Origin of the sequence: Hymenobacter translucens (assembly GCF_020685205.1) — a bacterium.
In the GTDB taxonomy this organism is placed as follows: Bacteria; Bacteroidota; Bacteroidia; order Cytophagales; family Hymenobacteraceae; genus Hymenobacter; species Hymenobacter translucens.
On the sequence record NZ_JAJERB010000008.1, the window covers coordinates 214,559 to 231,382 of the forward strand.

The window sequence follows — 16,824 nt, forward strand, 5'->3', positions numbered from 1 at the left end:
AGCTCCACCAACGAATCAGTAAGCTCCATTTTGCTTACTACTGCCCCAGCCCCCGAAACCGCGACAGGTACGGAGCGGTCTTGCTTTCCCGCACCTTCGCTACCGCGTCCGGCGGGCCCGCCGCCACTACCTGCCCGCCCTCGTCCCCGGCCCCGGGGCCGACGTCCATCACCCAGTCGGAGCCGGCCACCACGCGCATGTCGTGCTCCACGACAATGACGGTGTTGCCGGCTTCGACGAGGCCGTCGAGCTGCACGAGCAGCTTTTCCACGTCGGAAGGGTGCAGGCCGGTGGTGGGCTCGTCGAGGATGTAGATAGAGTTGCCGCGCTGGGCCCGCTGCAACTCGGTCGCCAGCTTAATGCGCTGGGCCTCGCCCCCGCTCAGCTCGGTGGCCGGCTGGCCCAGACGGAGGTAGCCCAGCCCCACTTCGCGCAGCACCGTGAGAGCCCGCAGCACGGCCGGCTCTTCGTCGAAGAAGTCGGCGGCGGCGTCTACCGTCAGGCCCAGCACCTCGGCAATGTTCTTGTCGCGGTAGGTGATTTCCAGGGTTTTGGCGTTGTAGCGGGCCCCGTGGCACACCGGGCAGGGCGCGTACACACTGGGCAGAAACAGCAGCTCCACCATCACAAATCCTTCGCCCTGGCAGTTCTCGCACCGGCCTTTGGCGACGTTAAAGGAAAACCGTCCGGCGTCGTAGCGGCGCTTCTTGGCCGCCGGAGTGGCCGCAAACAGCTTGCGCACGTGGTCAAACAAACCGGTATAGGTGGCCATGTTGGACCGGGGCGTACGCCCAATGGGCTTCTGGTCCACGCGCACCAGGCGCTTGATCTGCTCCATGCCGGCCACAATCCGCCCGCCGGTCTGGATGGGCGCAGCGCGCTCCAGCGGGTCGCCTTCCTCTTCCTCGGCCGCTACTTCCTGTCCCAGCGCTTCGGCTACCAGCTCCACCAGCACCTGGCTCACCAGGCTCGACTTGCCCGAGCCCGACACACCCGTGACGGTCGTGAACACGCCCAGCGGAAACTCCACATCGAGGTTATTGAGGTTGTTGCGCGTCACGCCCTGCAGGCGCAGCCAGCCCCGGGGCTCCCGCGGGGTCCGGGGTCCTGACTTTTCCCCATCAGTAAACAGATAGCGCCGGGTCTGGGAGGAGTCCACCTTGGCCAGCCCTGCCGGCGGGCCGCTGTACAGCACTTCCCCACCCTGCTCGCCGGCGGCAGGCCCCACGTCCACGAGCCAGTCGGCCTGCCGCACCACGTCGAGGTTGTGCTCCACCACGAAAAGCGAGTTGCCGGCTTTTTTCAAACTCGCCAACGCTTTGAGCAGTGCCTCGGTGTCGGACGGGTGCAGGCCGGCGGAGGGCTCGTCGAGCACGTACACCACGCCGAACAGATTGGAGTACAGCTGCGTGGCCAGCCGGAGCCGCTGCAGCTCCCCCGGCGACAAGGTCGGCGTACTGCGTTCCAGGGCCAGGTAGCCCAGCCCCAGGTCGAGCAGCACTTCGAGGCGGGCAACGAGGTCTTCGGCGATGCGCCGGGCCACGATGGTTTGCTCGGGGTGGGCGGCGTCCTGCTTTTTGCGGCCGGCCGCGGTGCCGTTGGCAAACGGGCGCAGCAGCTCGGTGACGCGCTTGAGCGGCAGGCGCGACAGGTCGGCAATGTCGAGCCCGGCGAAGGTGACGGCCAACGACTCGGGCCGCAGGCGCTTGCCGCGGCAGAGCGGGCACTCGGTGCTGAGCATGTACTGCAGGGCCCGCTTTTTCATCAGCGGGCTTTGCGTGGTGGCAAAAGTGTGCAGCACGTGGCGCTTCACGCCGGTAAACGTGCCCATGTAGTTAGGCGGCTCCTTGCGGCGCAGAGCGCGCTGGGTTTCCTGGGGCGAGTAGCCCGGGTACACCGGCACCACTGGCTGCTCGTCGGTGAACAAGATCCAGTCGCGGTCCTTTTGGGGCAGGTCTTTCCAGGGCGTGTCCACGTCGAAGCCGAGGGTGACGAGGATGTCGCGCTGGTTTTGCCCACCCCAGGCCTGGGGCCAGGCGGCAATAGCCCGCTCCCGGATGGTGAGCGTGGGGTCGGGCACCATGGTCTGCTCCGTGACTTCGTACGTGCGGCCCAGGCCGTGGCAGTTGGGGCAGGCACCTTCGGGCGTATTGGGCGAAAAGCCTTCGGCGTACACGATGCTTTGCCCGGCGGGATAGTCGCCGGCCCGGGAGTACAGCATCCGCACCAGGTTGGAAAGCGTGGTCACGGAGCCCACCGACGAGCGGGTGGTGGGTGTGCCGCGCTGCTGCTGCAACGCTACGGCCGGGGGCAGGCCGTCGATGGAGTCGACTTCCGGCACGGCCATCTGGTGAAAAAGCCGCCGCGCGTAAGGCGACACCGATTCAAGGTAGCGGCGCTGGGCCTCGGCGTAGAGCGTACCAAATGCCAGGCTCGACTTGCCCGAGCCCGACACGCCGGTAAACACGACCAGCGCATCCCGGGGAATATCGACGTCGATGTTCTTGAGGTTGTGTTCCCGGGCGCCGCGCACGCGCACGAAACCGTCGAGGTTGGGAGAGGCAGAGGAAGTGAATTCGGGCATCAGGCGCAGGGAAAGCCCGGGTTACGCAGCCCGGCTCCGGTTGGATACGGCGCGACTGTTCTTCGGCCGGCCGAGAGGGTCATGGGCACCCTACGATGACTTTGGCAGGGAAATGACCACCGTTGCGCCGTAATTGGCAGAAAAACGGGCCGCTCCTGATTTTCAGGCACCTACCTTTGTCCGCGGGCCGAAACTGACCGGCAGCGAAGCTGCCACCGAGAAATCAGAAAACTCCCCACCTTTAGCATTCACCCTTACCTCCGCTGCACATGACCACCTATACTTCTTCTTTTCGCCGCAGCCTGGCGGTACTGGTTTTGCTGCTCGGGGCAGTCCTCACGGCCCGGGCCCAGTTTGCCACTCCCGTGCTGGACGGGACCATTACGGCCGCCGAGTACAGCAACAACAACGGCGGCACCTGGTACATGACCTGGGACGATACTTACCTGTACATCGCTAAAACCGGCGGCAACGCCAGCGAGCAGGCCCTCATCTACCTCGATATTGACCCCGTGCTACCTGCCACCAGCGGCAGCAATTCCAACGGCAATACGGTGGGCATCAACGATTACGACATGACGCCCAACCTGCCCTTCCGGGCCGACGTGCGCATATACATGCAGAACAGCTACATCGAGTTCAAGACCCGCAACGGCAGCGGCGGCTGGGCTGGATTCAGCACCCCCGCCACCGGGAACATCAGCCTGCTTCGCAGCGGCAACAACCGGGAGCTGCGCATCCGCTGGTCGGCGCTGCCCGGCCTCACCGGCCGGCCGGCCAGCTTTAACTGGCTGGGCATGCAGGGCTCCACTGGTTCGCCTTCCTTCATCTACGACCAGACGCCGGGCGCCAACTACTCGGGCAATAGCAGCGGCACGCCCGACTTCCGCTACTACTTCACCGTCAGCAGCACCGCCAACGGCAGTGCTACCAACCCGTTCAGCCGCACCAGCTTTACCTACACCACCGCCGCTAACCTCGACCTGGGCGCGCTTAGTGTATACGATTTCAGTTTGAACGCCACCGGCGGCAGCGTCACCCGCACCGGCGGGGCCTGGGACGTGGCGGGCACGTTGGCGATGCTCAACGGCACCCTCGACTTTGGCAGCACCAACACGGCAGTCACGGCCCGCAACGTGGCGGTGGGCGGCAACAGCACCCTGCGCCTGTCAACCACAATCGGCGGCGACCTGAACGTTTCAGGCAGCCTGAGCATCATCGGCACCTTCACCCCGAACAACCGCGCCGTCAACCTCACTGGCATCACCCAGACCATCAGCGGTGGGGCGGCTACCACGCCCATCGTGTTCGATTATCTGAACGTGGGCGGCAGTGGCACCAAAACCAGCTCGGCGCTGATGACCGTCAACCAGGCATTGAACTTCCAGGGCGGCATTCTGAGCAACGGCACCCAGGCCCTGACCCTGGCCGGTAACGCCACACTCTCCGAAACCGCCACCAGCTACCTGCTCGGCCGCCTGCAGATGAGCCGTACCCTGAGCGTGGTCGGCACTACGTACACGTTCCCCGATGGGCTGCAGCTCACGCCCCGGGCTGCGCCTCTTCCCGGCACCGTCACCGCGCTGCGCACCACCGGCACGGCCGTTCCCGGGGGCCAGGGCAACCTCAGCATCCTGCGCCAGTACCTGCTCACGGCCCCTACCAGCTCCGGCCTGAACTACGACGTGCTGTTCCCGTACCGCGACACCGAGCTGAACGGCGTGGCCACCAACCGGCTGTTTCTCTACCGTTCACCCACCGGCACCACGCCCTGGCAGCTCCTGTCCGGAGCCACCGTCAATACCACGGCCCGCACCGTGAGCCGCGCCGGCCTTACCGACCTGGGCACGCTCACGCTGGGCGACATGCAGAACCCACTGCCCGTCACGCTGGTCGGGTTTACCGCTACGGCTGCCGGCTCCGCCACCGTGCAGCTGCGCTGGCTCACGGCTCAGGAGCTGAACAACGCCGGCTTCGAGGTGGAGCGCTCGGCCGATGGCCGCGTGTTCACCCGCATCGGCCGGGTAGACGGAGCCGGGAGCAGCAGTGCCCGCAGCTACCTTTTCCGCGACGATGCCGCTCCCCGCACGACCACGCTTTACTACCGCCTTCGTCAGCTGGATTTTGACGGCACCGCCACGTATTCGCCCATTGCTGCCGTCGTCGCCGACGCTGCCCCGCTGCTGGTGCTGCCCAATCCGGCCCGCGAGTGGCTGAGCGTGACGGCCCCCGGCATCCCGCCCGGGCAGGTGGCTACCGTGCTCGATCTGCACGGCCGCATCCGGCTGCGCGCCCCGCTGCACGAAGGGCCCACCCAACTGGCCATCGGCAGCCTGCCGGCCGGGGTGTACGTGCTGCGTATCGGAACCCGGGTGACCCGCTTTGTTAAGCAGTAGCCGCCGCAGCCCCCACTGAAGAACGGCGCCCCGGATTCAGGCGCCGTTTTTTTATGCTCCGGCAAGACCTTTTCCGATCCGCACGACGGAAAGTACCGCCGGCTCCTTCGCAAACGAAAAACAACGGTCCTGCACGGCACTAAAATCGGGTTCCGCACCTTTTAGCGTATCTTTATCCCATCCCCCGCTTTTCAGGCTCTGTTCACTAGTTACGCCCATGAGACAGTTTTTACTTGCGTCGTTTTTTATCCTTGCCGGGCTGGCTGCCCGGGCCGTTCCGCTCACTTTCCGGGTGAATATGACCGGGCAGACCGTGGCGGCCGCCGGCGTGCACGTGGCCGGCAACTTCCAGGCTGCCGCCGGCTTTCCCGGCGACTGGAACCCGGCCACTACCCTGCTCACGGACCCCGACAACGACAACATCTACGAAGTGACGGTGAACGTGCCGGCGGGCACCTACCTCTACAAATTTGTGAACGGCAACGCCTGGTCCGGGGCTGAGCTGGTCAGCACCAGCTGCGGGGTGGCCGACGGGGGCGGCAACGTGAACCGGCAGGTGATGCTGGGCTCAGCGGCCCTGCGCCTGCCCGCCGTGCGCTTCGGGGAGTGCGGCACCGTCGTGCGCTTCGCCGTGAACATGCGCGGCCGGACCGTACCGCGAACCGGCGTCCACGTCATCGGCAACTTCCAGACCCTGGCCGGCTACGCCGCCAACTGGGACCCCACCGCCATTCTGCTTACCGATATGAACGGCGACCAGATCTATGAGGCGGACGTGACGCTGACGGCCCCCGGGCAGTTTCTGTACCGGTTCGTGAACGGCAACACCTTGGCCGCCGCCGAAGCCGTGCCCGCCGCCTGCGGCACTGCCGATGGCACCGGCACCCTGGCCCGCACCCTCGACGCCACTGCGCCCGTCAACACCGTGCCCACCGTGTGCTTTGGCACCTGCCAGAGCTGCGGCTCCTCCCCCACCAGCTACACCACCAACTGGTGGCACGACGCGGTGTTCTACGAGGTGTTCGTGCGCAGCTTCTACGACTCCAACGGCGACGGCCGCGGCGACTTTGCCGGCCTCACCGCCAAGCTTGACTACCTCAACGACGGCAACCCCGCTACCACCACCGACCTGGGCGTAACGGCCCTGTGGCTGATGCCGATGATGGAGTCGCCGAGCTACCACGGCTACGACGTAACCAACTACAAGGCCACCGAACCCGACTACGGCACCATGGCTGAGTTTGAGGCGTTCCTGAGCGCGGCCCACTCCCGGGGCATCAAGGTGATTGTGGACCTGGTGCTCAACCACTCCTCCAGCCAGCATCCCTGGTTTACGCAGGCGGCTGCCAGCCCCACCAGCCCGTTCCGCGACTGGTACGTATGGTCGCCCACCAACCCCGGCTACCAGGGCCCTCAGGGCCAGACGGTGTGGCACACCCGCAACGGCAGCTTCTACTACGGCGTGTTCGGCAACGGTCTGCCCGACCTGAACTGGCGCAACCCCCAGCTGAAGGCAGCTATGTGGGACGTAAGCCGGTTCTGGCTGCAGAAGGGCGTGGACGGCTACCGCATCGACGCCGCCAAGCACCTGGTGGAGAACGGCCGGACGCAGGAGCACACCCCGGAAACCCTGGGCATTCTCGAGGAATTTCATGACTCCGTAAAGGCAGTAAACCCCGATGCCTTTATTGTGGGAGAAGTCTGGTCGAATACGTCGGCAGTAGTGCCCTACGTCGTCAATAACCGCCTCGACGCCACCTTTGAGTTTGACCTTGCTTTGGCTATCATCAACAGCCTTAACAACGGCACCCCTACTGCCCTGCGCAACACGCTTAACGCGGTGGAAAGCGCCTATCCCAAGCTGCGGTACGCCACCTTCCTGACCAACCACGACCAGAACCGGGTGATGAACTCCCTGGGCGGCAACGAGGCCCTGATGAAGCAGGCCGCGGCTCTTTACCTGACGCTGCCGGGCGTGCCTTTCCTGTACTACGGCGAAGAAGTGGGCATGCTGGGCGCGGGTCCGGACGAAGACAAGCGCCGGCCCATGCAGTGGAGCGCCGGAACCAACGCGGGCTTCACGACCGGCACTCCGTGGCGGGGCGTGAATTCCAACTTCCGGCTGTTCAACGTGGCAACCCAGGAAGCTGACCCGGCTTCGCTGCTCAACCATTACAAGAAGCTCATCCGCCTGCGCACCACGAACGAAACGCTCCGCAAAGGCTACCTGCTGCCGGTCACCGCTTCGTCTGCTTCCCTGCTCAGCTACGCCCGGGTGTATAACCAGGAAGCGGTGGTGATGGTATCGAACTTCAGCGCGTCGCCGGTGAGCGGCACAACCCTTTCGCTGCCGCTTTCGACCCTGCCCGGCGGCACCTACCGCGTAACCGATCTGTACTCCGGCCAGACGGCCGGGACCGTCACGCTCACCGCCCAGGGCGGTGTCAGCAGCTGGGCCGTGGCGTTGCCCGACCTGGATGCCAACCAGAGCTGGGTGCTGCGCCTGACGCATACCCAGCCCACCTCCACGGCTAACGGCCGCAACCTGCTGGCCGCCCAGCTGTATCCGAACCCAGCTACCCGGCAGGTACGCGTAGAGCTTGACCAGGCAGCCGCAGCAAATGCCGAAATCAGCATCCACGACCTGCAGGGCCGGCTGGTGCGCACGGTACCCATGACGGGCCGCGCCCACACCCTGGATCTGAGCTCCTGGGCCGCAGGCACCTACCTGATTAAAATCCGCTCCGGTGCAGCCGTGTCGGTACAGCGCCTCGTCGTAACGCACTAGGTGGTCGGTAGGCCCACGAAAAAGCCCGGCCGGATAATGGCCGGGCTTTTTTCATTTCTGCCGGCACCGGCATCCGCGGCAGTCAGATGGTCGGTGCTTCTGGGTCGGTGCGAATCAGGCTTTCGGAGTTGATGCAGAAACGCAGGCCAGCCGGGGCGGGTCCGTCCGGGAAGACGTGGCCGAGGTGTCCGTCACAGACGTTGCACAGGGCCTCGATTCGCTCCAGGTGGTGGCTGTCGTCGAAGGCATAGCGGACGGCGTTTCTGGCAAGGGGCCCGGTGAAGCTGGGCCAGCCGGAGATGGCGTGGTACTTGGCTTCGGCGCCGAACAGCAGGCTGCCGCATCCCGCGCAGGCGTAGGTGCCGGGCTCGTAGGAGCGGCAGTAGGCATTGCGGTACGGCGACTCGGTGGCTTTCTGCCGCAAAACCCGAAACCGGGCCGGGGCCAGCCGCCTTTCCCATTCCGCTTCGCTTAGCTCCACCCGGCGGGGCGGCTCGGGGTTGCCGTATTTGGCAAAGCGCACGACGTCAGACCAGCGTAGCATCGGGATCAGTCCTTGTGGCCCTTCAGCACCTGCGTGATAACCGCGTCGGGCGGCAGGGCCTGCAGGAACGTCAGCCCTTTCGCTTCGTCGACTTCCAGCAACCCTTCGGCGCTGTATTCGCGGATGGCAGGATCAGGGTGGGTGCAGAGCCCGGCCAGCATCCCAAAAGTATTCGGGTGCCGGAACGCGGGCAAGGCCAGCGCGAGGCCGAGCGCCAGGTTCCGGTTGTTCTGGTCGAGCAGAAACTGTAGCACCCGGGGGTCGTGGCGCTGGGGCCGGCTCCCGATCAGGGCGAGCAGCTCCCCCGCTACGCTTTCGGTTTCGCCGGCCCGGAGCCGGTCCAGCAGCTCGGCGTACCGGGGCGCGGGCACGGGCGGCTCCAGCCTGTCCCGCTTGATGCGGCTTCGGATTTCTCCCCGCGAAATGCACATGGGACAGGCACAGAGTGTTTCCCGCTGGTGGCTGTCGGGCGAATAGCGCCAGCCCACTACCTGGGGCAGGGCCACCACCTTCCGGATTTCACCAGGCTCGATGCGGCGCTCAATCAGAAACTCGTAGCCCAGCTTGTCGCCCAGCTGCATAAACTCCCCGATGGCCGCTCCCAAAGCGCCTTTGCAGTGGCGGGTGCCGTATTTTCCGAACCAGACTTCCTCGTCGTCAGGCAGCCGGAACTGAATGCCGACAAACGAGCGGGCCCCGCCGCGGCGCAGCTCCCGCAGCCACTGGTGAGAGGCGTAGAAGTCCGGGGTGAGGGGCATAAAGTAAACGCCCGGGCTGCCTTTACCGATTTTAATGCCGCCGCGCAGAATGCGGGCCGCGTCGTTGGCATCGGCTAGGTGAACAAGCAGGGGCATAAGGCAGAATTGGGGGCCAGTTGTTAGTTGTCGGTTGTCAGAACGATGCCAACAACGGACAACTAACAACTGACAACCAAACCTTACGGATTCATCAGCAGGTACAGCAGGTTGTGGTAGAGGATGCCCAGCTCCTCGTCGTAGGCTCCGTACAGGCCGGCATCCTCAAGCAATGCCTCCACTTCGGCGTAGTCCTGCACGAAGTCCAGCTCCACCTCGCCCGGGTCGTCGTCCACTAGAGTGTGCGTCACGTAGCGGCGCCGGGCTTCGAGGGTGATGAACAGCTTCTGCCGGGGCGTCTGGGCAATCAGCAGGGCGTCATAGGCCTCGGTTTCTTCTTCGTCCAGCTGAACGTAGATGGTGGTTTTTTCGGCTTCGGGCGTATGCCGCAGAAAGGTAGCCAGGTCGATACTCATGCCGAAGTATACGACAGCGGGCGGCAGATGCAGGGGCGGACGGGAACCTCACGCGTGAAACCGGGCTTTACCAGCTACTTTCGGGGTATCAGTGCCCCACCTTTTTCCTTTTATGGCTGACCAACTCAATTTCCCCGGCCAGCGGCGCCTCGCGCCCGTGCTGCTGGCTTTTGCCCTTGCCGCTACCGTGACTCCTTCTTCCAGCTCTGCCCAACCCACGACCCCGGCCGGCACCGCGGCCCGGGCTGAAGCCAACCCCTTACTTGCTCCCTGGACCGGCCCCTACGGCGGCGTACCGGCCTTCGACAAGGTGCAGGTGGCACAGTTTAAGCCCGCCCTTGAAGCGGCCATGGCCCAGAACCTGGCCGAAGTGCAGGCCATTGCCTCCAACGGGCAGCCCGCCACGTTCGAAAACACTATTGCTGCCCTGGAGCGCACCGGCCGGGCCCTCGACCGCGTCCAGACTATCTACGGCATCTGGACCGGTACACTCAACAACCCCGAAGTGCAGACCGTGGAGCGGGAAATGGCCCCGAAGATGGCCGCCCTCAGCGACCAGATCACCCAGAACGCGGCCCTGTTCCGCCGCATCGAGGCCGTGTACAACTCGCCCGACAAAAAGAAGCTGACGCCCGAGCAGCAGCGCCTCACCTGGGTGTACTACAACAACTTCGTGCGGGCCGGCGCCCGGCTCGATGCCAAAGCCAAAATCCGGCTGTCGGCCATCAACCAGCAGCTGGCCGGGCTGTTCACCCGCTTCAGCCAGAACCTGCTGGCTGACGAGCAGGACTCGGTGCTGGTGCTGAAAACAGCCGCCGACCTGGGCGGCCTGCCCCCCTCGCTGCGTGAGGATGCCGCCAATGCCGCTGCGGCCAAGAAGATGGCGGCGGCCGGCGTCATCACCAACACCCGCTCGAGCATCGACCCGTTCCTGACTTACTCCGACCAGCGCAAGCTCCGCGAGAAAGCCTGGCGCATGTTCGTGAACCGCGGCGACAACGGCGGCGCCCACGACAACAACGCCCTGATTACCGAGATTCTGCAGCTGCGGGCCGAGCGGGCCAAATTGCTGGGCTACAAAACCCACGCCCACCTGCGCCTCGACAACACCATGGCCAAGACCCCCGAGAAAGCCATGGCGCTGATGGAGGAAGTCTGGACGCCGGCCGTAGCCCGGGTAAAAGAAGAGGTAGCCGACATGCAGGCCCTGGCCACAAAGGAAGGCGCTACGTTTAAAATCGCGCCCTGGGACTACCGCTACTACGCCGAAAAGGTGCGCAAGGAGCGCTACGACCTCGACCAGAACGAGGTGAAGCAGTACCTGCAGCTCGACAAGATGCGCGAAGGCATGTTCTGGGTGGCCGGCGAGCTGCTGAACTTCTCGTTTACGCCCGTCACCAACGTGCCCGTGTACCACCCCGACGTGAAGGTGTGGGAAGTAAAGGACAAGACCTCGGGCAAGCCCATCGGCCTGTGGTACTTCGACCCCTACGCCCGGCCGGGCAAACGCTCGGGTGCGTGGATGAACGCCTACCGCAACCAGGAGCGCCTCGACGGTGACGTGACGACCATCGTGTCGAACAACTCCAACTTCGTAAAGGGCAAAGAAGGCGCGCCCACCCTGATTTCCTGGACCGACGCCACCACCCTGTTCCACGAGTTCGGCCACGCCCTGCACGGGCTGTCGTCGAACGTGACATATCCGAGCCTGTCGGGCACCAGCGTGGTGCGCGACTACGTGGAGTTTCCGTCGCAGGTGCTGGAAAACTGGCTTTCGACGCCCCAGGTGCTGCAACGCTTTGCCCTGCACTACCAGACTGGCAAGCCCATTCCCCAGGCCCTCGTGGACCGCATCGAAAAGGCCGCCACGTTCAACCAGGGCTTCGAAACCACCGAGTTCCTCGCCAGCGCCCTGATTGACATGAAGCTTCATTTGGCCGGCGACCAGAAGATTGACCCCGACAAGTTTGAGCGCGAAACCCTGGCTCAGCTCGGCATGCCCGAGGAGCTGGTGATGCGCCACCGCACGCCCCAGTTCGGCCACGTGTTCTCGTCCGACGGCTATTCGGCCGGCTACTACAGCTACCTGTGGTCGGTGGTGCTGGCCTCGGATGCCTACGGCGCGTTTACCGACGCCGGCGGCCCCTACGACAAAGCCGTGGGCCAGCGCCTCAAGCAGCAGATTCTGTCGGTAGGCAACACCGTGGACCCGGCCGATGCCTACCGCTCGTTCCGGGGCCGCGACCCGCGCATCGAGGCGCTGATGCGCGAGCGGGGCTTCCCGGTAAAGGACGCCAAGTCGGCCAAGCCTGCTAAACCCACCCCGAAAAAGGGACCGGCCAAGAAAAGCTAGCCGACCCTGCCCGTTACTTTCCAAAGCCCCGGCTGCTGATGCGGCTGGGGCTTTTTTGCGCTTGGTCAGGCAGCTTATCCGACGCACTGTTTCATCTCCTAATCAGAAATCGGCCCTCGGCCATGCCCGGCTTTTGGTACCTTGCCAATCTGCCCGCCCCGCGTATGTCGAACCACCCGGAAACCTTGTCCTTTCCCGAAAGCTTTCCTCCTGCCCACGCGTACCTGCTGCCCGGGGCTTCCGTTCCGACGCTCACCGCCCTCGACGTCGCCCGGCACTGCCCGGCCCAGTATGTCGCTGAAGCCCGGCCCCTGACGGCCATTCAACCCGCAAGCATCACCCTGGACCGGGGCACGTTTACCAGCGCGGCCTGGTCTATCAGCCAGGGAGAGTCCCCAACGGTAACGGTAGAGCAATCGGCGGCGGGACTGGAGTTATCCTGTACCTGCGGGGCGCCCCGGGCCAGCTTGTGCGAGTTCCAGGCCCAGGTGCTCCTCGACCTGCTGCGCCGGCCCGAACTGCGCGTGTTCTTCGACCTCAAAGCCCGCCGGGAGTTGCTGCTGGCCACCGCCCGCGACTACGGCCTGGAGCACGCCCCTGACCTCGACGCCCACTTTCAGCTCACCTACGCCCGGCCGGCGGTGCTGGTCACACCCCGGGACGCGGGTTTGTGCCCGGTTACGGCGGCCAGCAAGCAGGAGCTGATTAGCCAGCTGCTGTCCGTTCGGGCCGGGGCCCCACCCGCTCCGGGGCAGCGGATTATCATTTTCAGCCGCCACAAGTACTACGGCCACCTCATCATCCAGCTTGCCGAGGCGGCCCTTACGGCAACCGGCAAGGCGAAGAGCCCGGTGACGGTGCTCAACCCGCTGGATGTGCTGAGCGCCACCGACGATGCCACGGAGCTAAAGTTCTACAGCGGCCTGGCCCGGTTCCAGCACAACTACGACGACTCACGCTCCCCGGCGGCTCTGGCTGCGCTGCAGGCCATTCTGCGGAATCCGGCCGGCCTGCCCTTCTTCCGCCACAACGCCACGGTTTCCGACAAGCTCACCGGCCCTTCCCTCTCGCCCCTGGAGCTGCGCTCCGCCCCGGCCGACCTGCGCCTGTCGGTGCACCAGAGGGGGGAATTCTACGAAGTGACGGGCCGGCTGCTGTTCCACGACCAGCCCGTGGACCTTGCGGCGCTGACCGTGCGCTACGACTATTTCGTGGCCTTGCGCGGGGCCCTGTACCTGGTGCCCGACCCGGAAGTCTGGCGCATCATCGACTTCTTCCGCAAGCGCAACAACACCCTGCTGATTCACCGCAGCAAGTACAACGAGTTTCAGCGCGACGTGCTGGCCGGACTCGAAGACCGGGTGCCCGTCAGCTACTCCTTCGTCCGCCCGGCTACCCCGGCCGAGCGTGCCGGCAGCGGCTTCGACGCGCCCCCGGAAAAACGTCTTTACCTGACCGACGCGGGCCAGCACGTGGAAGTGCTGCCGGTGATGCGCTACGGCACCCGGGAAGTATCGATTTTGTCGCGTCGCCAGCTGCTGGGGCAGGACGAACTGGGCCGCACCTTTGTACTCGACCGGGACGTGGACGCTGAAGCGCGCTTTCTGGCGGCTTTGTTGCGCCGGTACCCCGCTTTCCGGGAGCAGCTGCGGCAGGAAACGCTGTACGTGCCCAAGTCGGAGTTTCTGGATGAAGACTGGTTTCTGACGGCCTTTGAGGACTGGCAGGAGCAGCAGATTGTCATTCTGGGCTTCAACAAGCTAAAAAGCAACACACTGAACCCGCACCGGGTCCGGGTAACGGTGCGCGTTACGGGGGAAACGAACTGGTTTGAAACCCAACTGCGGGTCCAGTTTGGCCGTCAGCAGGCGTCGCTGCGCCAGCTTCACCAGGCCGTCCGCAACCAAAGCCGGTACGTGCGGCTCGACGACGGCACCCGCGGGATTCTGCCCCGGGAGTGGCTCGACCGGTTTGCCCGCTACTTTGCCGCCGGAGAGGTCGTGGAAGAGACCATCCGCACGCCCAGCATCAACTTTTCCGCCATCGAGGAGCTCTACGACCCCGAGGCGCTGGCGGCTGATGCCCACCGGCAGCTGGCTACCTACCGGGCGGCCGTGGCCGGCTTTGGCGGCATCGGGCCGGTAGCCGTGCCCGAAAACCTGCAAACCACCCTGCGCGACTACCAGCGGGAAGGGCTGAACTGGCTGAACTTTCTTGACACGCTGGGTTTTGGCGGCTGCCTTGCCGACGACATGGGCCTGGGCAAAACCGTGCAGGTCTTAGCGTTTCTATTGCTTCAGCAGGCCCGGAATCCGGCCGCTACCAACCTTGTGGTCGTGCCCACGTCCCTGCTGTTCAACTGGCAGGCTGAGGTCAAGAAATTCGCGCCTTCCCTGCGGATTCAGCTGCTGCACGGCCCGGGCCGCCGCCCGGATACAGCCCAGTTCGACGCCGCCGATATCGTGCTGACTACCTACAACACGGTCGTGTCCGACATCCGGGAGCTGCGGCAGTACGCGTTCAACTACGTGGTGCTGGACGAAAGCCAGGCCATCAAAAACCCGGCCTCTCAGCGCTACAAGGCGGCCTGCCTGCTCCGGGCCCGCAACCGGCTGGTGCTGACGGGCACGCCGGTGGAAAACAACACCTTCGACCTGTACGGGCAGCTGTCTTTTGCCTGCCCGGGTTTGCTGGGCTCCCGCCAGCACTTCCAGAACCTGTATGCCAGTCCCATCGACAAGTTCAAGGATGAAAAGCACGCCCGGGCGTTGCAGCGCAAGATCAGTCCGTTCGTCTTGCGCCGCACCAAGGGCCAGGTAGCCCGGGAGCTGCCCGACAAAACCGAGATGGTGCTGTACTGCGAAATGGGCGAGGAGCAGCGCCGGCTGTACGAGGCCTGCAAGAAAGACTACCGCGACCGGCTCATGGGCATTCACGAGGACTCTCCCCGCAAGGAAAGCCTGCACATCCTGCAGGGCCTCACCAAGCTGCGGCAGATCTGCAACTCCCCCGCCCTGCTTCCCGACCAGGAGCACTACGGCCAGCAGTCGGCCAAGCTCGACGCGCTGGTCGAGGAAATCCGCAGCCGGGCACCCCAGCACAAAATTCTGATCTTCTCCCAGTTCGTGGCCATGCTCGACCTGATCCGGGCCGAGCTGCAGCGCCACGAAATTCCTTTCGCCTACGTGACCGGGCAGACGAAAAACCGGGAGGCCGCCGTGGCTTCGTTTCAGGAAGACGAGGACGTACGCGTATTCCTGATCAGCCTGAAAGCCGGCGGCACGGGTCTCAACCTCACCCGCGCCGATTACGTGTACCTGGTGGACCCGTGGTGGAACCCGGCCGTGGAAAACCAGGCCATCGACCGCGCCCACCGCATCGGGCAAACTCAGAAAGTGGTGGCCGTGCGCCTGATCTGCCCCGGCACGATTGAGGAAAAAATCATGGAGCTGCAGGAAGCAAAGCGGGAGCTGGCCCAGGACCTTATCCGCACCGACGCGACCCTGGTCAAGTCCCTGACCCGGCAGGAGCTGCTGGCTTTGTTTAGCTAGCTACTTTTTGCGTCAGCGCGGCCAGCTTCTGCTCGATATCGGCCAGCAAAGGCCGGGCGGCGACGTCCACCTGCAGGCACCGCCCCTGCAGCTGCCGCAGGATTTGCACCGTGCCGGCAGCCTCCGCCGGGGGCTGACAGTGATCCAGCAGCTCCTCTAGCAGACAGCCGAACGCCCGGGCTTCCAGCTGCTGCAACGCCTGCGCAGCGCGGGTATCAGCCGGATCGAAAAAGCAGGCGGCCCCGAAGTCGCCGAGCAGGCTGTTGCCGTCAGGCTGGTTGAGGATGTTGTGGGCGTACAGGTCGCCGTGCAGGATGCCGTGGGCGTGCAAATGGGCCGCTGCGCTGGCAATGCCCTGGGCCAGGCGCAGAGCCGCCGCCAGGGTAAAGCTCGTTTCGGGCGCATATACGTCGCGGGTGCAGGAAGCCAGGCTGGGCGGACCGGCCAAGTTGCCAAACCCCGGGTCAATCAGCTCCAAAACCAACCCTTCGGCCCCGGCCGGGTGCCCGCTGATGCGGCCATCCACGGCAATAAGGTTGGGATGCAGGCCCGCGCTGATGCAGGCGGCCATTTCGCTGCGGGGAAGTCCGTCGCTCGTTACGGCGCCCTTGAACAGCTTTACCGCCACGTTCCGGGCCGCCCCGCCCTGCTCCCACCGGGCTTGGCAGATCACGCCCGAAGCCCCTTCGCCCAGCTGCTTTCCTATCGTCAGCTCCCGCCAGTCGATAACGCGGATGGGGTTGCGGGCTACAGCAGCTGCCTCAAACTCGTCGCAGAACGGGTTGCCGGCGTAGGCCAGCCAGCTAAGCCGGGGCATCTGCAGCAGCCACTCTGGCAGCGTCGTAAGCTGGTTGGCGGCAATGCGCAGCAGCTCCAGCGCGGTACAGCCGGCCATGGTGTCGGGAAGAGCGGCCAGCCGGTTGCCGGCCAGCATCAGCTTCTGCAGGTGAGTGCAGCGGCCTATTTCCGCCGGCACCGCCGCCAGCTCGTTGTCGGTCAGGATCAGCCAGCGCAGCTTCGGGGGCAGGGCCACGGCGGGCAGGGTATGAATCCGATTGGCCTTGAAGCCCACCATGCTCAGCTCGGGGCACCGGCCCAAAACCTCGGGCACGGTAGTAAACCGGTTGTCGGAGCAGAACAGCACGCGCAGCTTCCGTAGCCGGGGCAGGTCGGCGGGGAGGGCCGACAGGGCATTGCCCGACAGATTCAGCACCTCCAGCGTATCGGCCAGGCTGAAAATCTCGGCGGGAAACTCCGTCAGGCCGCAGGAAAGGTCGAGTCGGGTTATGCCGGCCAGCTCTCCGCTGCGCAGTTGGTCAAGGGTGTGCATCGGGCAAA

The 16,824-nt window shown here is 65.0% G+C and carries 9 protein-coding genes; 4 read left to right on the forward strand and 5 right to left on the reverse strand.

Features of this window, described 5'->3' with window-relative positions; genetic code table 11:
* Nucleotides 1-37 precede the first annotated feature (37 nt).
* Nucleotides 38-2,584 carry an excinuclease ABC subunit UvrA gene (uvrA, locus tag LJY25_RS17315; RefSeq protein ID WP_227609734.1) on the reverse strand — a complete coding sequence of 849 codons (2,547 nt, stop codon included), beginning with the start codon at nt 2,582-2,584 and terminating at the stop codon, nt 38-40.
* A gap of 269 nt (nt 2,585-2,853) precedes the next feature.
* Here uvrA and LJY25_RS17320 point away from each other — a divergent pair, with 269 nt between their 5' ends.
* Nucleotides 2,854-4,980, forward strand: coding sequence for a hypothetical protein (locus LJY25_RS17320; RefSeq protein WP_227609735.1), 2,127 nt, complete (start codon nt 2,854-2,856; stop codon nt 4,978-4,980).
* A gap of 217 nt (nt 4,981-5,197) precedes the next feature.
* Nucleotides 5,198-7,768, forward strand: a complete 2,571-nt coding sequence (locus LJY25_RS17325) for an alpha-amylase family glycosyl hydrolase (RefSeq protein ID WP_227609736.1) — start codon at nt 5,198-5,200, stop codon at nt 7,766-7,768.
* Nucleotides 7,769-7,850: 82 nt separating this feature from the next.
* Here the strand turns inward: LJY25_RS17325 and msrB are convergent, their stop codons facing one another.
* From msrB to LJY25_RS17340, 3 genes are all read right to left on the reverse strand, one after another.
* Nucleotides 7,851-8,312, reverse strand: coding sequence for a peptide-methionine (R)-S-oxide reductase MsrB (gene msrB / locus LJY25_RS17330; protein WP_227609737.1), 462 nt, complete (start codon nt 8,310-8,312; stop codon nt 7,851-7,853).
* A gap of 5 nt (nt 8,313-8,317) precedes the next feature.
* Nucleotides 8,318-9,166 (reverse strand): Rossmann-fold NAD(P)-binding domain-containing protein, encoded by an 849-nt coding sequence (locus LJY25_RS17335; protein WP_227609738.1) that lies wholly within the window; start codon nt 9,164-9,166, stop codon nt 8,318-8,320.
* A gap of 83 nt (nt 9,167-9,249) precedes the next feature.
* Entirely contained in the window at nt 9,250-9,582 is a 333-nt protein-coding gene (locus LJY25_RS17340; RefSeq protein WP_227609740.1) for a hypothetical protein, read from the reverse strand.
* A gap of 112 nt (nt 9,583-9,694) precedes the next feature.
* On the opposite strand from LJY25_RS17340, the gene LJY25_RS17345 reads away from it, so the two are divergent.
* Nucleotides 9,695-11,935 (forward strand): M3 family metallopeptidase, encoded by a 2,241-nt coding sequence (locus tag LJY25_RS17345; protein ID WP_227609741.1) that lies wholly within the window; start codon nt 9,695-9,697, stop codon nt 11,933-11,935.
* A gap of 164 nt (nt 11,936-12,099) precedes the next feature.
* Nucleotides 12,100-15,486, forward strand: a complete 3,387-nt coding sequence (locus LJY25_RS17350) for a DEAD/DEAH box helicase (protein ID WP_227609742.1) — start codon at nt 12,100-12,102, stop codon at nt 15,484-15,486.
* On the opposite strand, the gene LJY25_RS17355 is transcribed toward LJY25_RS17350, so the two are convergent.
* A complete protein-coding gene (locus LJY25_RS17355; RefSeq protein ID WP_227609743.1) occupies nt 15,479-16,816 on the reverse strand; it encodes a leucine-rich repeat-containing protein kinase family protein in 1,338 nt (445 codons plus the stop codon). The genes LJY25_RS17350 and LJY25_RS17355 overlap by 8 nt on opposite strands.
* Nucleotides 16,817-16,824 lie beyond the last annotated feature (8 nt).